Genomic DNA, 22,118 nt, shown 5'->3' with positions numbered 1-22,118 from the left:
TCCCCCAGCTAACGCTGGGAGGTGCCCCCAGACGGGCTGAGTTCAAGCCCCTCTGGCAGCGGGGTGCTGTGAATGACCCCCAAGGCCTGGGTTGCCCTGGTCAGCGCCACGTACAGATCGCTCGTGCCGTAGCGCGACGGCTCGACGACCAGGACCGTGTCGAACTCCAGGCCCTTCGACTGGCGCGGGTCGAGCAGCACCACCGACCGGGTGAGGTCCGGTTCGGCTCCGGCCGTGATGCCGGGCAGGTGTGCGGCGAGTTCGCGGTGCAGGTCGCGGGGCGCGATGACCGCGAGGCGGCCCTCCGCGGGGGTCGTCTCGGCGACCGCCTTCGCGACCGTGCCTGCCAGATCGGCTCGCGTGGCGGCGCGCGCCCAGGGGCGGTTGCCCGTCGACCGCACCGAGCTCGGCGGTTCGAAGCCGGGGTGCTCGGCCCGGAGCACGGCGGCGGCCATGTCCATGATCTCCGAAGGCGTGCGGTAGTTCACGCCGAGCCGGTTGTGCTCCCAGCGGTCCTCGACGTAGGGCTCGAGGATCTTCTCCCACGAGCCGACGCCGGCCTCCTCCGCCGTCTGGGCAGGGTCGCCGACCAGCGTCATCGAGCGCGTCGGGCAGCGGCGCATCAGCAGCCGCCACGCCATGGGCGACAGCTCCTGCGCCTCGTCCACGATGATGTGGCCGAACGCCCAGGTGCGGTCGGCGGCGGCCCGCTCGGCGGCGCTGCGGTGGTCGGCCTCCTCGTGCCGCTCGGCCATCCGTTCGGCGTCGATGATGTCGTGCGCCGACAGCACCTCCGAGGCGTCGGGGTCACTGTCCTCCTTGTCCTCGAACTCGTACGTCCGCGAGGCGTACGAGACGTCCAGGACGCCCTGCGCGAAGGCGATCTGCTCGCGCCGCTCCCGATCCGCCGCGGCCTTCGCCACCCGGTCGTCCTCGCCGAGGAGTTCGGCGGCCTCGTCGAGGAGGGGCACGTCTGCGGGGGTCCACGCGCGCGTGGAACGCCGTCGGATCACCGCCGCGTCCTCGTCCGACAGATGCGTGGGGTCGGCCAGGAAGTCGGCGACGAGCTGCTGCGGGGTCAGCCGCGGCCACAGCTCGTCGATGGCCGCCCACACCTCGGGGTTCTCGGCGAGCTCGTCGCGGATCTGGGTGATGTCGCTCGCGTCGAGCAGGTTCGAGCCGTCGTACGGGTCGGTGCCGATGCGCTCGGCGACCATGTCGGTGAGCGTGTTGAGGATGTGGCCCTCGAAGTGCTCGCGGGCCACGTTGTGCGGCAGTCCGGTCTCGCGGGTGCGGTCGTGGGCCACCCGTACCAGGCCGTCGTCGAGCAGCAGGACGTCACGGTCGTGCTCGATGGCGCGCACCGGGTCGGGCAGTGCCTGCCGGTCCCGTACGACGGCGGCCAGGACGTCCACCATCTCCGCGCGGCCCTTGACCGCGGCCGCCTTCGGGGTGTCGGTGCCGGTGGCCCGTACGCCGGGATACAGCTCGCCCATCGTCGCGAGCAGCACGCCCGTCTCGCCGAGCGACGGCAGGACCTCGCCGATGTAGCCGAGGAACGCGGGGTTGGGGCCCACGATCAGCACGGCGCGCTTGGCGAGCAGTTCGCGGTGCTCGTAGAGGAGATACGCGGCCCTGTGCAGCGCCACCGCCGTCTTGCCGGTGCCGGGGCCGCCCTCGACGACGAGGACGCCGCGGTGCGGGGCGCGGATGATGCGGTCCTGTTCGGCCTGGATGGTCTGCACGATGTCGCCCATACGGCCGGTGCGCGCCGAGTTCAGGGCGGCGAGGAGCACCGCGTCACCGGTCGGGTCCTCGTGGCCGGTGCGCTCCTGGTCGTCGAGGTCGAGGATCTCGTCGTGCAGTTCGGTGACCGTCCGGCCCTTCGTGGTGATGTGCCGGCGGCGGCGCAGGCCCATCGGCGTATGGCCGGTGGCGAGATAAAAGGGCCGGGCGACCGGGGCGCGCCAGTCAATCAGAACCGGGGTGCGCTCGGCATTGTCCTCGCGGATTCCGACACGTCCGATGTGGTGGCTCGTTCCCTCGGTGAGATCGATGCGGCCGAAACAGAGCGAACCGTCCACCGCGTTGAGCGCGGCGAGCAGACCGGAGCGTTCGGCGACCAGCACATCCCGTTCGAGCCGCGCCTGCAGGCCGTTGCCGACCGGGGCCAGAGCGCCCGCCAGTTCGGCCTCGGTGCCGCCGCGCAGCGCGTCCACGCGCGCATAGAGGCCGTCGATGAATTCCTGCTCGCGCTGCAATTCCTCGTCTGTAAATCGCGCGTTTGACAATTCCGCTCCCGCCCGGATATACTGCCCTCAGTGAACTTCTCCGTGACTCAACTTCCGTGAAGTCACGAAGGATTGAATATACGTAAAGAAATGCCCCGACGCAATTGCGCCGGGGCATTTGTGTCGTTCGGCCATGGGCCGTCCGGGCTCAGAGGACGTCGGCCAGCTCCTCCAGAAGCCGCCTCTTCGGGCGCGCGCCCACCATCGACTTCACGGGCTCCCCGTCTCGGAAGAGCATGAGCGTCGGCGTCGACAGCACGCCGTACGCGATCGTCGTCCGAGGGTTCGCGTCCACGTCCAGCTGCACGATCTTCAGCCGGTCGCTCTCCTCGCGGGCGATGTCACTCAGCACCGGCGCGAGTTGCCGGCACGGGCCGCACCAGTCCGCCGTGAACTTGACCAGGACCGGTACGCCGGACCCGATCACCTCCGACTCGAAGTCCGCGTCGGTCACTTCGGCCACGCCTGTCGCCTTGATCATTCCGTCACCCTCCCAGCTCGCAGTGCGGCTCCGGACCGCCCGGAGCCTCCGCCTCGGCCGCCAGCTCGTCGCGCGCCCTCTCGGCCCGCTCGAGCTGCGCGCGGACCCTGTCCCGTACCGCCGCCAGTTCGCCGATCAACGCGTCCAGCTCGGCAAGCTTGCGGCGGTAGACGACGAGCGACGCCGGGCAGGAGTCGCCGGCCGGATGGCCTGCCCGCAGACACTCCACGAACGGCCTGGTCTCCTCCAGGTCGAACCCGAAGTCCTGCAGGGTCTTGATCTGCTGGAGCAGCCGCAGATCCCGCTCGTCGTACGTGCGGTACCCGTTGCCGCCTCGCCGCGCGGGCAGCAGCCCCCGTGACTCGTAGTAGCGCAGCGCCCGCGTGGTCGTCCCGGCCCGGGCTGCCAGTTCGCCGATTCGCATGCCGCGACCGTAGTCCTTGACGCCGACGTCAAGGCAACGGCCGCCATGCTCGACGTCGCGATGGGCGGCGCCTTCCCGGACGGGTCGCGAGACAGGAAAGCGCCGGGCGGGCTGGAGATTCCAGCCCGCCCGGCGCGTACTCAGCCCGTACGGCGACAGTTCAAAGCCCCTAGACGGAGCTACGCCTTGACCGGCTCCTGCGCCGCCTCGTTCCGCGGCGAGGGCACCTCGTCGCCGGACGCGTCGGCAGCCGACTCGTCCAGCAGCGTGCGCTCGTCGAACGGCAGCTCCCCCGCCAGCACCTGACCGACCCGATCCTTGTCGATCTCCTTGGTCCAGGTGCCGATCAGCACCGTGGCGACCGCGTTGCCCGCGAAGTTCGTCAGGGCGCGCGCCTCGCTCATGAAGCGGTCGATGCCGACGATCAGGCCGACGCCGTCCACCAGCGCGGGCTTGTGCGACTGCAGACCACCGGCCAGCGTGGCAAGCCCGGCCCCGCTGACACCCGCCGCGCCCTTCGAGGCGACGAGGAGGAAGAGCAGGAGCGGGATCTGCTCGCCGATCGACATCGGGGTGCCCAGGGCGTCGGCGATGTAGAGCGAGGCCATGGTCATGTAGATCATGGTGCCGTCGAGGTTGAAGGAGTAGCCGGTCGGGACGGTGATACCGACCACCGGCTTGCTGACGCCCATGTGCTCCATCTTCGCGATGAGCCGCGGGAGAGCGGACTCGGAGGACGAGGTGGACAGGATCAGCAGGAACTCACGGCCCAGGTACTTGAAGAACGTGAGGATGTTGAGGCCCGCGACGGCGCGCAGCAGCGCGGCGAGCACGATGAAGACGAAGAGGAAGCAGGTGACGTAGAAGCCCAGCATCAGCACGGCGAGGCTCTTGAGCGCGTCCAGTCCGGCCGACCCGGTGACAGCCGCGATCGCGCCGAAGGCACCGACCGGGGCTGCCCACATCACCATGGCGAGGATGCGGAAGACGAGCCGCTGGATGTGCTCGACACCGCGCAGGATCGGCTCGCCGACGGAACCCATCGCCTGCAGCGCGAAGCCGGCGAGCAGGGCGACGAGGAGGGTCTGCAGGACCTGGCCCTCGGTGAACGCGGAGACCATCGTGGTCGGAATGATCGAGAGCACGAACTCGACCGGCGGCAGGGCCTCGGCGGACACCTGCTCCTTCCCGGCCTCCTTGACCGCGTCGGTCACCGCCAGGCCCGTACCGGGGTCCAGGATGTTGCCGACGACCAGGCCGATGGCGAGGGCGACCAACGACATGACCAGGAAGTAGCCGAGCGCGTAACCGCCGACCTTGCCGACCTTGGCGGCCTTCCGCACCGAGCCGATGCCCAGCACGATCGTGCAGAAGATGATCGGCGAGATCATCATCTTGATCAGATTCACGAAGCCGGTGCCGATCGGCTTCAGCTCGACCGCGAAGTCGGGTGCGATCAGGCCCACGGCGATGCCGAGCGCCACCGCGATGATCACCGCGATGTAGAGATAGTGGGTGCGGTCCCGTCGGGTGGCGGGCTTCACCGGTGTTTCGGACACGGGTGCCTCCTTGACGACATTGTCGGCGTGCGTGGGTACGGCAATACATGCGGTACTCGGCGCGTTACGCGCAGTCCGTGCGGCTCACGTCCTGGCCTGATCGATGCGGTGACTATCTCCCAGGCTGTGAGAGCGGTCACCCTTACGTTCATTTAGTTCACGCACGGACCGGAGGCAGACTGACTGGCATGCGCTTCCCCCGCCCCCGCAGCCTGGCCGGCCAGCTCTTCGCGATGCAGGTCGTGCTCGTCGCCGTCGTGGTGGCCGGGTGCGCGCTGTTCACGTACATCAGCGACGGACGTCAGGCCGAGCAGGCCGCGCAACGCCAGGCGGGCGCGGCGGCGCGCGCGGTCGCGGTGGCGCCGTCCGTGCGGGAGGCGGTGGACGATCACGATCCGTCGAAGGTCCTCCAGCCTTACGCGACGGAGGTGCAGCGCAGCACCGGCGTCGACTTCGTCACGATCATGGACACGCACGGCATCCGCTGGACGCACCCCGACAAGGCCCAGATAGGACAGCACTTTCTCGGCCATATCGAGCCGGCGTTGCGCGGCAAGACCTTCTACGAGACCTACACGGGCACCCTGGGCCCGTCGGTGCGCGTGGTCACCCCGATTCACAAGGGCGAGCGGATCGTCGGGCTGGTCAGCGCGGGCATCACCGTCGACGAGATCAGCGCCCGGGTGCGCAGCCAGCTCACCGCGCTGTTCGGCGTCGCGGTGGGTGCTCTGGTGCTGGGCGGCATCGGCACGTATGTGGTCAACGCCCGGCTGCGGCGGCACACCCATGGCATGAACGCGACCGAACTCAGCCGTATGCACGCCTACCACGAGGCCGCTCTGCACGCCGTCCGCGAGGGGCTGCTGATGCTGGACGGGCAGCGGCGGATCGCGCTGATCAACGACGGCGGACGGGAGCTGCTCGGTGTGTCCGACGAGGACCACGTGATCGGCAGGAACGTCGCCGAGCTCGGCCTGCCCAGCCCGCTGACCGGCGCGCTGCTGGCCACCGAGCCGCGCGTGGACGAGGTGCATCTGACCGCGGACCGGGTCGTCGTCGTCAACACATCGCCGGTCTCCGGCGGGGAACGCCGCGGTACGGTCGTGACGCTCCGCGACCACACCGAGCTGCAGGCCGTGATGGGCGAGCTGGACTCCGAGCGGGGCTTCACTCAGGCCCTGCGCTCCCAGGCGCACGAGGCGGCGAACCGCCTGCACACCGTGGTTTCGCTGATCGAGCTGGGCCGGGCCGACGAGGCCGTCGAGTTCGCCACGGCCGAGCTGGAGCTGGCGCAGGCGCTCACCGACCAGGTCGTCGCCGCGGTCGGCGAGCCCGTGCTGGCGGCGCTCCTGCTCGGCAAGGCGGCCCAGGCGAACGAGCGGGGCGTCGAGTTGCTGGTGTCCGACGACAGCAGCATCGACGACGGCCTCCTCCCGGAGTCCCTGCCCGCCCGCGACCTGGTCACGATCCTCGGCAACCTCATCGACAACGCCGTCGACGCGGCCCAGGGCACCCTGCACGCGCGCGTGACCGTCACGGCGCGCGCGTGTGAAGCCGGCCTGATCCTGCGCGTATCGGACACCGGCCCAGGAGTGGATCCGGCCCACGCCGAAGCGGTGTTCCAACGCGGCTGGTCCACCAAGCCCGCGGGCCCGGGCGGCCGCGGCCTGGGCCTGGCGCTGGTCCGCCAGACGGTGCTACGAAACGGGGGCACGCTGACGGTGACGGAGTCGGCCGAGGGCGGCGCGGAATTCACGGCGAACCTGCCGCTGCCCACTGTTGCGGACAGCGGTTCAGCCGTTGTGCCCGCGATTCCCGCTCCCCTGGGTGAGACGGAAACCAGCTCAAGAGAAGCCGCAAACGGCGCGGCCCCCGGAGGAACAGAGTGAGCACTCCGCAGGAGGAGATCCGCGTACTGGTCGTCGAGGACGACCCCGTCGCGGCAGACGCCCACCGCCTCTACGTGGAGCGAGTCCCCGGCTTCACCGTGGCCGGAGTCGTCCACAGCGCTGCCGAGGCCCGCCGCGCCCTCGACCGCATGCACGTCGACCTGCTCCTGCTGGACCTCCACCTCCCGGACGGCCACGGTCTGCAGCTCGCCCGTACCCTGCGCGCGGCGGGCCATCACACCGACGTGATCGCGGTGACGTCGGCGCGGGATCTCGCGGTGGTGCGCGAGGGCGTCTCGCTGGGCGTCGTCCAGTACGTCCTGAAGCCGTTCACTTTCGCAACGCTGCGCGACCGGCTCGTACGCTACGCGGAGTTCCGTACGACGGCCGGCGAGGCCACCGGTCAGGACGAGGTGGACCGGGCGCTGGCGACCCTGCGGGCCCCCGGTCCTGCCGCCCTCCCCAAGGGCCTCAGCGGCCCGACACTGGAGCGGGTCTCCCGCACCCTGCGCGACTGCCCCGACGGTCTGACGGCCACGGCGGCGGCCGAGTCCGTGGGCATTTCCCGGATCACGGCACGCCGTTACCTGGAGCACCTGGTCACGACGGGGCAGGCGGCCAGGAGGCCGCTGTACGGTCAGGTCGGCCGACCGGAGTTCAACTACTGCTGGGTGAGCCAGGACTGACCTGGCATCAGGCACGACATCAGCTGTGTATGCGCGTTGTGCAGGGGGGCCCGGCGAGGACGCGTACAGAACAGGGGCGCCAGCCCCTTAGAAGACCGACTCCGCCTCATCCATCCGGTCCTTCGGCACCGTCTTCAGCTCGGTGACGGCCTCGGCGAGCGGCACCATGGCGATGTCCGTGCCGCGCAGCGCCGTCATATGGCCGAAGTCGCCGCTGTGCGCCGCCTCCACGGCGTGCCAGCCGAAGCGGGTGGCGAGGACCCTGTCGTACGCGGTGGGGACGCCGCCGCGCTGCACATGGCCGAGGATGACCGGCTTGGCCTCCTTGCCGAGGCGCCTCTCCAGCTCGAACGCGAGGGCGGTGCCGATGCCCTGGAAGCGCTCGTGGCCGTACTGGTCGATCGCGCCCTTGCCGTAGTCCATCGTGCCCCCGGCGGGGTGGGCGCCCTCGGCGACGCAGATCACGGCGAACCTCTTGCCGCGCGCGAAGCGTTCCTCGACCATCTTGACCAGGTCGGCGGGGTCGAAGGGCCGCTCGGGCAGGCAGATGCCGTGCGCGCCGCCCGCCATTCCGGACTCCAGCGCGATCCAGCCGGCGTGGCGGCCCATGACCTCGACGACCATGACGCGCTGGTGCGACTCGGCGGTGGTCTTGAGGCGGTCTATCGCCTCCGTGGCGACGCCGACCGCGGTGTCGAAGCCGAAGGTGCGGTCCGTGGAGGAGATGTCGTTGTCGATGGTCTTCGGCACGCCGACCACGGGGAGACCCGCGTCCGAGAGCATCCGGGCGGCGGTCAGCGTGCCTTCGCCGCCGATCGGGATGAGGGCGTCGATGCCGAACTCGCGGGCCATGTCGCGGGCGTTCTCGCAGGCCTCGCGGAGCCGGTCGCGCTCCAGGCGCGAGGAGCCGAGGATGGTGCCGCCGCGGGCCAGGATGCCGCTGACCGCGTTGAGGTCGAGAGTCCGGTAGCGCCCGTCGAGCAGGCCCGAGTAGCCGTCCTCGAAGCCGATGACCTCGTCTCCGTGGTGGGTGACGGCCCGGTGCACAATCGACCGGATCACTGCGTTCAGCCCCGGGCAGTCGCCGCCTGCGGTGAGAACTCCGATACGCATCGTGCTGTGTCTCCTGCTCGCCGGTGATACTTGTGAGCCATTTCGATTGTTCCACGCCCCCCGGCGCTCCGCGTCTTCCGCCGGTCGGCCCCCGTACCGGCCCCCGGACTCGGTCCGGAGGACCGTCTCCCGCCCCCATCAGGCCCTTCTCCCGGCGGGCGTCCTACCCACCCCCAAGGGTATTGTCAAGAGGGAACCGCCCACGACAGCGGGTATTTTCTGTCTGACTGGTCACGATCCGAGCGTCCCCCTCCGATGTGCACCACGAGTGCAGATGTGCACCACGAGTGCATACGAGTGCTTCCAGGGCGGCCACCAGCAGACAGCGACGAACACGACAAGTGACGACAGCGACGAAACGGAGAGCACACGTGACGCGCAGCGTGTACGTGACCGGGATCGACCGGGGCGACGGGCGCCAGGTCATCGAGCTGGGAGTCATGGAGCTCCTGACCCGCCAGGTCGACCGGGTCGGCGTCTTCCGGCCACTCGTCCACGACGGCCCGGACCGCCTCTTCGAACTGCTCCGCTCCCGCTACCGCCTGGCGCAGGATCCGGCGTCCGTCTACGGCCTCTCGTACGCGGAGGCCTCGGCGATCCAGGCCGAGCAGGGCACCGACGAGCTGGTCTCCCGGCTCGTCGACCGGTTCCACCGGGTCGCCCGGGACTTCGAGGTCGTCCTCGTCCTCGGCACCGACTTCGCCGACACCCAGCTCCCCGACGAGCTGGCCCTGAACGCCCGCCTGGCCAACGAGTTCGGCGCGTCCGTGCTGCCGGTCGTGGGCGGCAGGAAGCAGGCCGCGGAGTCGGTGCTCGCCGAGATCCGCAATGCCCACCGCGCGTACGAGGGCCTGGGCTGCGACGTCATCGCCATGATCGCCAACCGTGTGGCGCCGGAGGACCGCGAGGTCATCCAGCGGGGTGTGGACACGCGGCTGCCGGTGCCGTGCTACGTCCTGCCGGACGACGCCGCGCTGTCCGCCCCGACGGTCGCGCAGATCACCCACGCGCTGGGCGGCAAGGTGCTCCTGGGCGACGGCGCGGGCCTGTCCCGCGACGCGCTCGACTTCGTCTTCGGCGGCGCCATGCTGCCGAACTTCCTGAGCGCGCTGACGCCCGGCTGCATGGTCGTCACGCCCGGCGACCGCGCCGACCTCGTCGTGGGCGCGCTGGCCTCGCACAGCGCGGGAACGCCGCCGATCGCGGGCCTGCTGCTCACCCTGGGCGAGGAGCCCACACCGGAGGTCCTGGCCCTCGCCGACCGGCTGGCGCCCGGCACGCCGGTGATCTCGGTGACCGGAAACAGCTTCCCCACCGCGGCGGAACTGTTCTCGCTGGAAGGCAAGTTGAACGCCGCGACGCCCCGCAAGGCGGAGACGGCGCTCGGCCTCTTCGAGCGGTACGTGGACACGAGCGACCTGGTCAAGCGGGTCTCGGCGCCCAGCAGCAGCCGCGTCACGCCCATGATGTTCGAGCACAAGCTGCTGGAGCGGGCCCGCTCGGACCGGCGTCGCGTCGTACTGCCGGAGGGTACGGAGGAGCGTGTCCTGCACGCGGCCGAGGTGCTGCTGCGCCGCGGCGTCTGCGACCTGACGCTGCTCGGACCCGACGACATCATCCGCAAGAAGGCCGCCGACCTCGGCATCGACCTCTCCGGCGCGCAGATCCTCGACCCTCAGACCTCCGAGCTGCGCGAGCAGTTCGCCGCGGAGTACGCGGCGCTGCGCGCCCACAAGGGCGTCACCGTCGAGCTCGCGAGCGACGTCGTGGCGGACGTGAACTACTTCGGCACGCTGATGGTCCAGCAGGGCCTGGCCGACGGCATGGTGTCCGGTTCGGTGCACTCCACCGCGGCGACCATCCGCCCCGCCTTCGAGATCATCAAGACCAAGCCGGACGCCTCGATCGTGTCCTCGGTCTTCTTCATGTGCCTCGCCGACAAGGTCCTCGTCTACGGCGACTGCGCCGTGAACCCGGACCCGAACGCCGAGCAGCTCGCCGACATCGCCGTCCAGTCGGCCGCCACCGCCGCCCAGTTCGGTGTGGAGCCGCGGATCGCGATGCTGTCGTACTCGACCGGCACGTCGGGCTCGGGCGCGGACGTCGACAAGGTGCGCGAGGCCACCGAGCTGGTGCGCTCCCGCCGCCCCGACCTGATGATCGAGGGGCCCATCCAGTACGACGCGGCGGTCGAGCCTTCCGTGGCCGCCACCAAGCTGCCGGGTTCGGAGGTCGCGGGCCAGGCCAGCGTGCTGATCTTCCCGGACCTGAACACCGGCAACAACACCTACAAGGCCGTGCAGCGTTCGGCCGGCGCGATCGCCGTCGGCCCGGTGCTGCAGGGCCTGCGCAAGCCCGTGAACGACCTGTCCCGGGGGGCACTCGTCCAGGACATCGTGAACACGGTCGCCATCACGGCGATCCAGGCCCAGGGCCCCGGCAAGGCATGACCGGGAAAGGCCCGTCCCGGCACAGCGACAGCACGCCCTCCTCCGCACAAGAAAGCACCTCATCCGTGTCCGAGAACCGCGCGGCGACTCGCGTACTCGTCCTCAACTCCGGCTCCTCGTCGGTGAAGTACCAGCTCCTCGACATGAGCGACAGCTCACGGCTCGCCGTGGGCCTGGTCGAGCGGATCGGCGAGGAGACCTCGCGCCTGGTGCACACTCCCCCAGCTAACGCTGGGAGGGGCCCCCAGCTCACCGACGGCGGCGAGAAGCGCGAGCGCACCGCCCCGATCGCCGACCACGACGCGGCGCTCAAGGCGGTCGCCGAGGAGCTGGCGGCCGACGGGCTCGGTCTGGACTCCCCCGAGCTGGCCGTGATCGGTCACCGGGTGGTGCACGGCGGCAGGCACTTCACCGAGCCGACCGTGATCGACGACGCGGTGCTCGCCGAGATCGAGCGGCTGATCCCGGTGGCCCCGCTGCACAACCCGGCGAACCTCACCGGCATCCGCACCGCCCAGGCCCTGCGCCCGGACCTGCCGCAGGTCGCGGTCTTCGACACCGCCTTCCACACGACGATGCCGGAGTCCGCATCGCGCTATGCCATCGATGTGAAGACCGCCGACGAGCACCGCATCCGCCGCTACGGCTTCCACGGCACGTCGCACGCGTACGTCTCCCGCGAGACCGCGAAGCTCCTTGGCAAGGACCCGTCCGAGGTCAACGTGATCGTGCTGCACCTGGGCAACGGTGCGTCCGCGTCCGCGGTGCGCGGCGGGCGGTGCGTGGACACCTCCATGGGCCTGACGCCTTTGGAGGGGCTTGTGATGGGTACGCGCTCCGGTGACCTGGACCCGGCCGTCATCTTCCATCTGATGCGGGTCGGCGGAATGTCGGCCGACGAGATCGACGCACTGCTGAACAAGAAGAGCGGCCTGATCGGGCTGTGCGGCGACAATGACATGCGGGAGATCCGCCGCCGGGTCGACGAGGGCGACGAGCAGGCGCGGCTCGCCTTCGACATCTACATCCACCGGCTGAAGAAGTACATCGGCGCCTACTACGCGGTACTGGGCAGAGTGGACGCGGTGGCGTTCACCGCGGGTGTGGGCGAGAACGCGGCCCCCGTGCGGGAAGCCGCTGTCACGGGCCTGGAAGAGCTGGGCCTGGCGGTCGACAGTGAGCTGAACGCCACCAGGGCCGACGGGCCGCGGCTGATCTCGCCCGAGTACGCGCGCGTGGCGGTCGCCGTGGTGCCGACCGACGAGGAGCTGGAGATCGCACGCCAGAGCTACGCACTTGTCACACCCGCGAGGACTGAGAATGGCAACGCCTGAGCGCACATCCGCCCATTTGTATCTTCCGCCAGATGGAATATTCCGAAGCGAAACAAACCGATAGGATCGCCCCCATGCGCCGTTCGAAAATCGTCTGCACGCTGGGCCCCGCCGTCGACTCCCACGACAAACTCGTCGCGCTGATCGAAGCCGGCATGAACGTGGCCCGCTTCAACTTCAGCCACGGCTCGCACGCCGAGCACCAGGGGCGGTACGACCGCGTCCGCGCCGCCGCCAAGGAGACCGGCAAGGCCATCGGCGTCCTCGCCGACCTCCAAGGCCCCAAGATCCGCCTGGAGACCTTCGCCGAGGGCCCCGTCGAGCTGGTGCGCGGTGACGAGTTCACCATCACCACCGAGGACGTCCCGGGCGACAAGTCGATCTGCGGCACGACCTACAAGGGGCTGCCCGGCGACGTCTCCAAGGGCGACCCGATCCTGATCAACGACGGCAACGTCGAGCTCAAGGTCGTCGAGGTCGAGGGCGCCCGCGTCCGGACGGTCGTCATCGAGGGCGGCGTCATCTCCGACCACAAGGGCATCAACCTGCCCGGCGCCCACGTGAACGTCCCGGCGCTGTCCGAGAAGGACATCGACGACCTCCGCTTCGCGCTGCGCATGGGCTGCGACATGGTCGCGCTCTCCTTCGTCCGCGACGCCAACGACGTCAAGGACGTGCACCGGGTGATGGACGAGGAGGGCCGCCGGGTCCCCGTCATCGCCAAGGTGGAGAAGCCGCAGGCGGTCGAGAACATGGAAGACGTCGTGATGGCGTTCGACGCCGTGATGGTCGCCCGCGGCGACCTGGCCGTCGAGTACCCGCTCGAGAAGGTCCCCATGGTGCAGAAGCGCCTCATCGAGCTGTGCCGCCGCAACGCCAAGCCGGTGATCGTCGCGACCCAGATGATGGAGTCGATGATCACCAACTCCCGCCCCACGCGCGCCGAGGCGTCCGACGTCGCCAACGCGATCCTGGACGGCACGGACGCGGTCATGCTGTCGGCCGAGTCGTCGGTCGGCGCGTTCCCGATCGAGACCGTGAAGACGATGTCGAAGATCGTCGTAGCGGCCGAGCAGGAGCTGCTCTCGAAGGGCCTGCAGCCGCTGGTGCCCGGCAAGAAGCCGCGTACGCAGGGTGGTTCGGTGGCCCGCGCCGCGTGCGAGATCGCGGACTTCCTGGGCGGCAAGGCGCTGGTCGCCTTCACCAAGTCCGGTGACACCGCCCGCAGGCTGTGCCGCTACCGCGCCTCCCAGCCGATCATGGCCTTCACCACGGAGGAGTCCACCCGCAACCAGCTCGCGCTGAGCTGGGGCGTGGAGTCGTACGTCGTCCCGCACGTGGCCAACACGGACGCGATGGTCGACCTCGTCGACGCCGAGCTGCTCAAGCTCCAGCGCTACAACGAGGGCGACATCATGGTCATGACCGCCGGCTCGCCCCCCGGCGTCCCCGGCACCACCAACATGGTCCGGGTCCACCACCTGGGCAGCGGCACACGGACCTGATCCCGCACCGCACACCGCTGAGGGCGCCCCCTGTGGCAGGGGGCGCCCTCAGCTGTGTGCGGCTCCCGGACGGGTTCTGTTTATACGAGCTCGATTCGCCTCCGGAGCGCCATAGCCGGTGTCGAGCAGACGACCGTGCTCAGCCCTCCTTCGTCGGGCCTCCGCGCGGTCGCCTTCTCGACACCGTCGCGCTCCTTCGGCGCGACGGCTGCGGCCGGTGTCCGGTCAGTTCAGTTCGGTCGTGTACTGATGCAGTCCCGGTACGTGCAGGGTGCCGCCGAACTGGCCGGCCTGCACGACCTTCACCTTGGTGAAGTAGATCAGCGGGATGTTCAGCGGCGGCGGGTTCTCCGGGCTGAACGTGATCGGCACCAGGCCGAACAGGTTCCCAGAAATGCTCTCCGTGTACATGACCGTCTTGCCATCGCGGATCGTGGACGTCGAGCCCTTGGCCGCCTGCACGTGATAGGTCCTGCCGGCCCGGTCATCCTTGACCGTCTGGTGCAGGTCGCCGATGTCCGTGCCGTCGGAGATGACGTACTTCAGGACCTCCTTGACCGTGCCGTTGGCGGTCTTCACCTTGACGATGCCCTGGTAGTCGGCGCCCTTGAGCAGCAGCGAGCTGGCGTCCAGGTACCAGGGGTCGTCCGGCAGGGCCACGATCTTCTCGACGCCGCCCTCCTCGTCGGTGGCGGCCGGGCAGTCCTCCGCGTCCGTGGTGGGGCTGGGCGACGCGGTGGCCGCCTCCGTGACCTTCTCCGTGGTGTCCTCGGCCGCCTTGGACGCCGCGTCGGTCGTGTCCTTGACGGTGTCCTCGACCGTCCCGGTGACCTTGTCGACGGTGTCCTTGACGGTGTCGGACGCGTCGTCGCCGGACGTGTCCTGGCCCGCGGAGGCCGAAGGGGTCGGCGTGGGCGAGGCGCTCGCCGAGGGGTCGCTGCCGCCCTCGAAGACGTCCTTGATCGCGTCGCCGATGGAGTCCAGCAGATTGTCGCCGCTCGCGGACGCCGAGGGGGCCGGCGCAGCCGTGGACGTACCGCTGTCCGACGACTGGTCCGACGTGCTGGCGGAGGACGAGGACGCGGACGGCGCGGGCTCGGCCTCCTCGTCGGAACCTGAATCCGACGAAGAGGACCCCTCCTTGGACGCCGACGGCGTCGGCTCCGCCTTGTCATCGGACTCGGTGGCGCTCTCCGATGCGGAGGCGGAGGGCGACGGCGTGGCCGACGCGTCCTTGCCGTCCGCGGAGTCTTCCAGCGCCTCGACACAGCTCTGGTACTCGTCGACCGTCAGGTTCTTCGTCGACGGCTGGTCGTCAGCGCGGGCGAGCGTCGGCGTGAACCCCATGCCCATGAGGACAGCCGTCGGCATCGCCGCCATGGCTATCGCCTTGCCGGCCGGCATGTGGAACCTGGTGAACAGCGGCTTCTTGGGTGCCGCGTGGCGCGGCCCGGTTCTCACACGGGACTCGTCCACCTCAGTCCCGTGGGTCACCTCGTCAGCCGGCACTGTGCCTCCCGTTCGCCCCGGTGGCCGGGATCGTTCCTGACACGTCGTTCGACTTGCTCATGTCCAGGGCCGTGCTGTCCGGCACCCCGCCCTCCGGCGCGATCGTCGGCTCGACCCCCTGCCCGGAGGCGGGCGGCGCGCCCGGCGCCCAGGCGATGGCCATGGCACCGCCGATCAGCGCGAACAGGAACCCGATCACGAAGCCGCCGAGGTTGGACACCGGGATCGACACCAACGCCAGCAGAATCGCCGCGACACCCGCGAAGACCCGGACGTGCTTCTGGAACCACAGGCTTATGCCGAGCACGATCAGCAGCACACCGATGATCAGGGAGCCCGCACCCGCGGTGGTGGCCATCGCCAGCGTCACATGACCGAGCTGGAGGTTCGCGTACGGGAAGTAGGCGATGGGGAATCCACCGAACAGGATGAACAGGCCGGCCCAGAACGGTCGATCGCCACGCCAGGCGCGGAACCGCAGCCGCCAGTCGGTGAATCGGCCGCGCGTGGCCGGAGTGTCGGCGCTCATGGAAAACAGCTCCCTGGAACGGCGTTGCTGTGGGAAGTGAAGGCTGGATTAAGGGGTGTTGCCGCGCGTGAGGGCAGGCCCGAGCGGACGGGCGGGACAGCCGCAGACTCCCCCGCCCGCCACCGGAGTGCCTAGTAGCACTCCTTGACGCCCGTGGACAGCGACATCTTGAGACCGCTGAGCTTGAAGGTTCCGGCAGTGGTGGCCCACGCCGTCTGCTTCACGTCCTCCAGCACGACCTCGTCGGCCTGCTGGGCGAATCCGAAGGGGTTCGTCTTCTGCTGCTCGACTTCCCCCTTGGCTATGCCCGGGCCCTTGGTGGCGTCCTTGGCGGCGACACCGATGTCGATGTTCTTGAACGTCGCGTCGGCCTCGAGCTCGGCGACGTCGATGTACAGGTTCTGCGCCTTGACCGGCGTGCCGCCGTCACCGGCCGTCAGCTTCAGGCTGACGGAACCGAGCACCGGCACGTTCGGGGTGACCACGGACTGGCACATGCCAGTGATCGTCGCGGTCTTGAAGCCGGACACCGCAACCGGGTGCTTCACCTTCTCGCCCTTGAGCGTGTAGCCGTCCTCAAGGGCGCCGTACTGGGAGAAGCCCTCACCCACGAGCCGGTCGGTCGTCACCTTGAACGACTGGCCGGAGACGCTGAACGACGCTGCGAGCGCGCCCTGCGCCAGGCCGACACCTATGCACGCGGTGGCGGCCACGCTGGGCACCATCACCACCGCGAACCGCTTCCATCTGGTCCCGCCACGCACCTGGGACTCCATATTTCCTCCTTCTCGGACGTACATCTCCGGCCGTGCGCCAGGGCCCGACCTGGGATGGGAGAAGTGCTACGTCCTCGGGAAGGAGAGCGCCGCTTCGAGGCACTGTCGGCACCCGAATCACCGGCGATCACCCCCGAGCGACAACCACTGGTCGCGCCTGAACTCATCACGCACAACCTGCCGGACAGGCTCCGCCGGACGACGGAGACCCCCCTGTCCCGAGCCGGCGCCACTGCGCCGGCTGCTCGGTGGGGACCCAGAAAACCCTTTGCGCGACTGGCTGTCGGGCTGAAGGCAATGGACCGAGCGTGGCCGATCGTGGTGCATTCTCGGCGCCCGCACAAGGGGGTTCGTTACTCACTAGTAACGGAGGTATAACCGAACCAGTACCGGCGGGTATCGAATGGCGACAGAGGGTGCCACGTAAGGCGTTGACACTTCGGTGGATCATCGGGCAGAACCGGACAGAAACCGGGCCCCGACTTACTCGGAGTAACAGCGGCCGCGTTTACCAAGTTTTGGTAAAACGCGGCCACTCTGATCACACGTCAGCAAGTTCTTCGCTGGGACATCGCGGCCCCAGCGCTCAGTGGGGTCCCCACTGCTCTCGCGGTACCTCCCAGACCCTCAAGGCGCTGGGGGCGAAGCCGAGAGCTCGGGGGAAGGTCAGAACAACGCCCGCGCCAGCGCCCGCCGGGCCGTCGCCACGCGAGGATCGTCCGAACCGACGACCTCAAAGAGCTCGAGGAGCCGCAGCCGCACCGCGTCCCGGTCGTCACCCGCCGTGCGCTGCACCGTGTCGATGAGCCGGCCGAAGGCGTCCTCCACATGACCGCCGACCAGATCCAGGTCCGCCGCGGCGATCTGCGCCGTCACGTCGCCGGGCTTGTCGGCCGCGTCCTTGCGCACCTGCTGGGGATCCAGGTCCTGCACGCGCTTCAGCAGTTCGGCCTGGGCCAGGCCGAGCTTGGCCTCCGTGTTGCCCGGGTCGTCGGCGAGGACGTTCTTGTACGCCTGGACGGCACCGCCGAGGTCGCCCGCGTCCAGTGCCTGCACCGCGGCCTCGAGCAGTGCGTCGTACGGGCCCGCAGGCACCGGGGGCGCCGCCGCGGCCTCGCCGCCCTGCGCGTCCGCGTCGACCGTGAGACCGGTCAGACCGAAGCGCTCCTCGGAGACCTGGATCAGCTGGTCCAGGGTCCCCCGGATCTGCTCCTCGGGGGCCGCCCCCTGGAAGAGCGGCAGGGCCTGGCCGGCCACCACCGCGAAGACCGCCGGGATGCCCTGGATCCCGAACTGCTGCATAAGCATCTGGTTGGCGTCGACATCGACCTTGGCCAGCACGAAACGCCCGTTGTACTCCAGCGCCAGCCGCTCGAGGAGCGGACCGAGCTGCTTGCACGGCTGGCACCACTCGGCCCAGAAGTCGATGACGACCGGGACCTCGGTGGAGCGCTGCAGTACGTCGCGCTCGAAACCCGCCTCGTCGACATCGATGACGAGGCTCGCGGGGGACACGGCTCCGCCCCCGCCGTGCCGGACCGCTTCGGCGCGCGCCTGCTCCGCCTTCGCCTTGGCCTCCTGGGCCGCCTTCACCGCGGCGAGGTCGACGACGCCGCTCATGGACATGTTCCTAGGCTGCATGGCTACATCCTCCCCCTTTCGCGCGCGACTGTGAAAAGCGTTGGTGTTCTGCACTGCGCCGGGTCCCCACCTGGCGCGGGTGGTTGTCACTCTTTCGGTGCGAGATGCGCCGCGAGCGTCCTCGCGACGGATTTCGATACGAGTCGTAGCGTAACTGGGTGGCGAGGCGCCTGGGCGATGCCGCGGGGATCTCGTCCGGTGATCTGTCTCACTGCGCCGCGCGCACAGACGCGGCGGGTAGGGTCGCCCGCATGCCGAGCCGTACGCCCTCCGCTCCCCGCGCGGGCCGCCCGCGCAGCGCCGCGGCGGATGCCGCGATCCTGGAGGCGACGCGGGCCGCGCTGGTCGAACTGGGCTGGTCCAAGCTCACGTTGGGCGATGTCGCAAGCCGGGCGGGGGTTGCGAAGACGACGCTGTACCGGCGGTGGGCCGGCAAGAACGAGCTGGTCGTGGACGCGGTGGCGGTCCTCTTCGACGAGCTCGAACTGCCGGACCGCGGCAGCCTCGCCGCGGACATCGAGGGCGTGGTGCTCCAGTTCGCGGCCCTCCTGGACCGCCCCGAGGCGAAGACCGCGCTCATGGCGGTGGTGGCCGAGTCCACTCGCGACGAACCGCTGCGCGAACGCATCCGCACGTCGATCGTGGAGCGCCAGAAGCGCCTCGTACTGGAGGGCCGCAGCCGCGCCCAGGCACGCGGCGAACTCCCCCTCGAGCAGGACCCCGCAGCCGCCGCCCGCACGGCGGACCTCATCTTCGACGTGGTCGCGGGCGCGGTGGTCCACCGCACCCTGGTCAGCGCGGAGCCGGTGGACGAGGAATGGGCGACCAGGTTCACGCGCCTGCTGATCGGGGGGCTGGCGGGCGACTGACGACCGTCGTCAGAACCCAGGCGGCTCCGTGTACACGCCCCACTCGTCCCGAAGGGCGTCACAGATCTCCCCGAGCGTGGCCTCGGCCCGCACCGCCGCCAGCATGGGCTCAATCATGTTCTCCCCGCCTCGCGCGGCCGCGAGCATCGCTTCTAGCGAGGCCCGCACCCGCGCCTCGTCCCGCGCACCCTTGCGCCCCGCAAGAACCCGCACCTGCTCCCGCTCCACCTCGTGACTGACCCGCAGAATCTCCAGATCCCCGGTCACGGACCCCTCGTGGACGTTGACGCCGACGACCCTCTTGTCGCCCTTCTCCAGTGCCTGCTGGTACCGGAACGCGGACTCGGCGATCTCGCCGGTGAACCAGCCGTCCTCGATGCCGCGCAGGATGCCGGAGGTGACCGGACCGATGGGGTGCTGCCCATCGGGGTGGGCCAGCCGCCCCTTCTCCTTGATCTGCTCGAAGATCCGCTCGGCGTCCGCCTCGATACGGTCGGTGAGCTGCTCGACGTACCAGGAACCGCCCAGCGGGTCGGCCACGTTGGCGACGCCGGTCTCCTCCATGAGCACCTGCTGTGTGCGCAGCGCGATCTCCGCCGCCTGCTCGCTCGGCAGGGCGAGGGTCTCGTCGAGGGCGTTGGTGTGCAGGGAGTTGGTGCCGCCGAGGACCGCCGCGAGTGCCTCGACGGCCGTCCGCACGACGTTGTTGTACGGCTGCTGGGCGGTCAGCGAGACGCCCGCGGTCTGGGTGTGGAACCGCAGCCACTGCGCCTTCTCGGTCTTCGCCCCGTACACCTCCTTCAACCAGCGCGCCCAGATCCGGCGTGCCGCGCGGAACTTGGCGATCTCCTCGAAGAAGTCCACGTGCGCGTCGAAGAAGAAGGACAGGCCGGGCGCGAAGACGTCCACGTCCAGACCGCGGCTGAGCCCCAGCTCGACGTACCCGAAGCCGTCCGCAAGTGTGTACGCCAGCTCCTGCGCGGCCGTCGAGCCCGCCTCGCGGATGTGGTAGCCGGAGACGGAGAGCGGCTTGTACGCGGGGATGTTCCGCGCGCAGTACTCCATCAGGTCGCCGATCAGACGCAGATGCGGCTCCGGCTGGAAGAGCCACTCCTTCTGCGCGATGTACTCCTTGAAGATGTCCGTCTGGAGCGTGCCGTTGAGGACACCTGGGTCGACGCCCTGGCGCTCGGCGGCGACGAGGTACATGCAGAAGACGGGCACCGCGGGCCCGCTGATCGTCATCGACGTCGTCACATCGCCCAGCGGGATGTCCTTGAACAGGACCTCCATGTCGGCCGCCGAGTCGATCGCCACGCCGCAGTGGCCGACCTCGCCCAGGGAACGCGGATCGTCGGAGTCGCGGCCCATGAGGGTCGGCATGTCGAAGGCGACGGAGAGTCCGCCGCCGCCGTTCGCCAGGATCATCTTGTAGCGCTCGTTGGTCTGCTCGGCGTTGCCGAAGCCCGCGAACTGGCGGATCGTCCAGGTGCGGCCCCGGTAGCCGGTCGCATACAGGCCGCGAGTGAAGGGGTATTCACCGGGCCAGCCGATCCGCTCGAAGCCGTCGTACGTGTCCCCGGGCCGCGGCCCGTACACCGGCTCCACCGGGTCCCCGGAGAGCGTGGAGAAGTCGGCCTCGCGCTTGCGCGCGGCGTCGTAGCGGGCCTGCCAGCGGCGGCGGCCGTCCTCGATGGCGTCAGCGTCCATGCTACGAATTTACTAGGACGTCCTAGTAAATGTCGACGGCCCAGCCCCAGCCGATCCGACGGGGAACGCATCGGTGCAGGTCAGGCGCGCAAAGCCGCGAGATGTTCGGTGCGGACGTCAGCCGTCTGGCCCTGCACCACCAGGAAGAGTGCCCTCGCGCGACAGTCGCTGAGCCGGGCTGCTCAGCGCGACGGGGCGGCCACCGACCGCGACGATCGCCGCGGCGCGCCTCAGGTCGTACGCGTGGGTCTTCACCCGCCGCCGGGGCGGTCGCTCGACACCGCCACGCCCCGGTAGGGGCATATTGGTACAGCGGCGCCCCGGAGGCGAACCGAGCTCGAAAAAGGTGCCCGGCCGGTCAGGCCTTGGCGACCGCCGCGCCGTCCTCGGAGACCATCGCCTCCAGCTCGCGGGAGACCTTGCGCTCCACGAAGAAGGCGGCGGTCGGGATGGTGCCGGCGAGGAGCACCCACAGCTGCTTGGCGACCGGCCACTTGGCCTTGGACCCGAGGTCGAAGGCGAAGACGAGATAGACGACGTACAGCCAGCCGTGCGCGATGCCCACGACCTTGGTGAAGTCCGCGGCCCCGTCCATGTCCAGCACGTACTTGCCGATGGTGCCGAGGGTGAGGAGGACCAGCAGGACACCGGTGACGTAGGCCATGACGCGGTAGCGGGTCAGCACGCTTCGTTTCATGGACACGAGCGTAACCGGGCGCATGGGACGATCTTGCGGCGGCCTGCTCGTCTAGTCCTCGAAGTCGTGTGCCGCGACCCTGAGCGGCCGCAGCATGGCGAAGATCTCCGCGCACTCCTCCGCGTCGTACACGCCGAGGCCGAAGTCCATCTCCATCAGGTCGCGCGTGGCCGCTTCGACGACCTCACGGCCCTTGTCCGTGATGGAGGCGAGCGTGCCGCGGCCGTCGTTGGGGTTGGGCCGCTTGTCGACGAGACCGGACTTCACGAGGCGGTCCACGGTGTTGGTGACGGAGGTCGGGTGCACCATGAGGCGCTCGCCGATCTTCGACATCGGCAGCTCGCCGGACTTGGAGAAGGTGAGCAGCACCAGCGCCTCGTACCGCGCGAAGGTCAGGCCGTACGGCTTGACGACCGCGTCCACCTCGGCGAGCAGGATCTGGTGCGCGCGCATGATCGAGGTGATCGCGACCATGGACGGCACGGAACCCCACCGCTGCTTCCAGAGTTCGTCGGCGCGGGCGATGGGGTCAAAGGCAAGGCTGAGCGGCTTGGGCACGTACTTGACCTTACCGGCCGGTCATAACCCGGTCAGCCCTGTCTCGCGCTTCGGTAAGCACTGCGGCGGCGGCAGCCCCGCCGCACCGTTGCCGCCA

The 22,118-nt window shown here is 69.7% G+C and carries 18 protein-coding genes; 6 read left to right on the top strand and 12 right to left on the bottom strand.

The features are described from left to right. Positions 1 to 8: 8 nt before the first annotated feature. From H1D24_RS02055 to H1D24_RS02040, 4 genes are all read right to left on the bottom strand, one after another. A complete protein-coding gene (locus H1D24_RS02055; RefSeq protein WP_181655888.1) occupies positions 9 to 2,309 on the bottom strand; it encodes a HelD family protein in 2,301 nt (766 codons plus the stop codon). 130 nt (positions 2,310 to 2,439) lie between these two features. After that, positions 2,440 to 2,772 carry a thioredoxin gene (gene trxA / locus H1D24_RS02050; RefSeq protein WP_220136230.1) on the bottom strand — a complete coding sequence of 111 codons (333 nt, stop codon included), beginning with the start codon at positions 2,770 to 2,772 and terminating at the stop codon, positions 2,440 to 2,442. A gap of 4 nt (positions 2,773 to 2,776) precedes the next feature. After that, positions 2,777 to 3,196, bottom strand: a complete 420-nt coding sequence (locus H1D24_RS02045; protein WP_181655573.1) for a MerR family transcriptional regulator — start codon at positions 3,194 to 3,196, stop codon at positions 2,777 to 2,779. Between the two features lie 179 nt (positions 3,197 to 3,375). After that, a complete protein-coding gene (locus H1D24_RS02040) occupies positions 3,376 to 4,755 on the bottom strand; it encodes a cation:dicarboxylate symporter family transporter (RefSeq protein ID WP_181655572.1) in 1,380 nt (459 codons plus the stop codon). Between the two features lie 188 nt (positions 4,756 to 4,943). On the opposite strand from H1D24_RS02040, the gene H1D24_RS02035 reads away from it, so the two are divergent. Both H1D24_RS02035 and H1D24_RS02030 read left to right on the top strand, forming a co-directional pair. Continuing rightward, on the top strand, positions 4,944 to 6,644 hold the full coding sequence (locus H1D24_RS02035) for a sensor histidine kinase (protein WP_181655571.1): 1,701 nt from the start codon (positions 4,944 to 4,946) through the stop codon (positions 6,642 to 6,644). Continuing rightward, complete coding sequence (locus H1D24_RS02030) at positions 6,641 to 7,330, top strand: response regulator (protein WP_181655570.1); 690 nt, start codon at positions 6,641 to 6,643, stop codon at positions 7,328 to 7,330. Before H1D24_RS02035 ends, H1D24_RS02030 begins: the two co-directional genes overlap by 4 nt. Positions 7,331 to 7,417: 87 nt before the next feature. Here the strand turns inward: H1D24_RS02030 and H1D24_RS02025 are convergent, their stop codons facing one another. After that, a complete protein-coding gene (locus H1D24_RS02025) occupies positions 7,418 to 8,443 on the bottom strand; it encodes a 6-phosphofructokinase (RefSeq protein WP_181655569.1) in 1,026 nt (341 codons plus the stop codon). 371 nt (positions 8,444 to 8,814) lie between these two features. On the opposite strand from H1D24_RS02025, the gene pta reads away from it, so the two are divergent. The 3 genes from pta to pyk all read left to right on the top strand — a co-directional run bounded on the left by pta (position 8,815) and on the right by pyk (position 13,732). Continuing rightward, positions 8,815 to 10,893 (top strand): phosphate acetyltransferase, encoded by a 2,079-nt coding sequence (pta, locus tag H1D24_RS02020; RefSeq protein WP_181655568.1) that lies wholly within the window; start codon positions 8,815 to 8,817, stop codon positions 10,891 to 10,893. Positions 10,894 to 10,958: 65 nt separating this feature from the next. Then, the gene (locus H1D24_RS02015) at positions 10,959 to 12,227 is read left to right on the top strand and encodes an acetate kinase (protein ID WP_181655567.1); all 1,269 of its coding nucleotides are present in this window, start codon (positions 10,959 to 10,961) and stop codon (positions 12,225 to 12,227) included. A gap of 74 nt (positions 12,228 to 12,301) precedes the next feature. Beyond that, complete coding sequence (gene pyk, locus H1D24_RS02010; protein ID WP_181655566.1) at positions 12,302 to 13,732, top strand: pyruvate kinase; 1,431 nt, start codon at positions 12,302 to 12,304, stop codon at positions 13,730 to 13,732. Positions 13,733 to 13,957: 225 nt separating this feature from the next. On the opposite strand, the gene H1D24_RS02005 is transcribed toward pyk, so the two are convergent. The 4 genes from H1D24_RS02005 to H1D24_RS01990 all read right to left on the bottom strand — a co-directional run bounded on the left by H1D24_RS02005 (position 13,958) and on the right by H1D24_RS01990 (position 18,187). Continuing rightward, positions 13,958 to 15,241, bottom strand: coding sequence for a hypothetical protein (locus tag H1D24_RS02005; RefSeq protein WP_181655565.1), 1,284 nt, complete (start codon positions 15,239 to 15,241; stop codon positions 13,958 to 13,960). Further along, complete coding sequence (locus H1D24_RS02000) at positions 15,231 to 15,770, bottom strand: DUF6114 domain-containing protein (RefSeq protein ID WP_181655564.1); 540 nt, start codon at positions 15,768 to 15,770, stop codon at positions 15,231 to 15,233. The genes H1D24_RS02005 and H1D24_RS02000 overlap by 11 nt, the downstream gene beginning before the upstream one ends. 131 nt (positions 15,771 to 15,901) lie before the next feature. Next, the gene (locus tag H1D24_RS01995) at positions 15,902 to 16,546 is read right to left on the bottom strand and encodes a DUF6230 family protein (protein ID WP_181655563.1); all 645 of its coding nucleotides are present in this window, start codon (positions 16,544 to 16,546) and stop codon (positions 15,902 to 15,904) included. A gap of 666 nt (positions 16,547 to 17,212) precedes the next feature. Then, a complete protein-coding gene (locus tag H1D24_RS01990; RefSeq protein ID WP_181655562.1) occupies positions 17,213 to 18,187 on the bottom strand; it encodes a tetratricopeptide repeat protein in 975 nt (324 codons plus the stop codon). A gap of 251 nt (positions 18,188 to 18,438) precedes the next feature. Between H1D24_RS01990 and H1D24_RS01985 the strand changes: the two genes are divergently transcribed. After that, the gene (locus H1D24_RS01985; protein WP_181655561.1) at positions 18,439 to 19,056 is read left to right on the top strand and encodes a TetR/AcrR family transcriptional regulator; all 618 of its coding nucleotides are present in this window, start codon (positions 18,439 to 18,441) and stop codon (positions 19,054 to 19,056) included. Between the two features lie 9 nt (positions 19,057 to 19,065). Here the strand turns inward: H1D24_RS01985 and icmA are convergent, their stop codons facing one another. The 3 genes from icmA to H1D24_RS01970 form a co-directional block, all read right to left on the bottom strand. Then, positions 19,066 to 20,766, bottom strand: coding sequence for a coenzyme B12-dependent isobutyryl-CoA mutase large subunit (icmA, locus tag H1D24_RS01980; protein ID WP_181655560.1), 1,701 nt, complete (start codon positions 20,764 to 20,766; stop codon positions 19,066 to 19,068). Between the two features lie 358 nt (positions 20,767 to 21,124). Continuing rightward, complete coding sequence (locus H1D24_RS01975) at positions 21,125 to 21,463, bottom strand: DUF3817 domain-containing protein (protein ID WP_181655559.1); 339 nt, start codon at positions 21,461 to 21,463, stop codon at positions 21,125 to 21,127. Positions 21,464 to 21,514: 51 nt separating this feature from the next. Further along, positions 21,515 to 22,021 carry a MarR family winged helix-turn-helix transcriptional regulator gene (locus H1D24_RS01970; protein WP_181655558.1) on the bottom strand — a complete coding sequence of 169 codons (507 nt, stop codon included), beginning with the start codon at positions 22,019 to 22,021 and terminating at the stop codon, positions 21,515 to 21,517. Positions 22,022 to 22,118 lie beyond the last annotated feature (97 nt).

Source organism: Streptomyces himalayensis subsp. himalayensis, from assembly GCF_013778455.1.
In the GTDB taxonomy this organism is placed as follows: domain Bacteria; phylum Actinomycetota; class Actinomycetes; order Streptomycetales; family Streptomycetaceae; genus Streptomyces; species Streptomyces himalayensis.
Note: the sequence above shows the minus strand (reverse complement) of the source record. Positions and strands in the feature narration are given on the sequence as shown.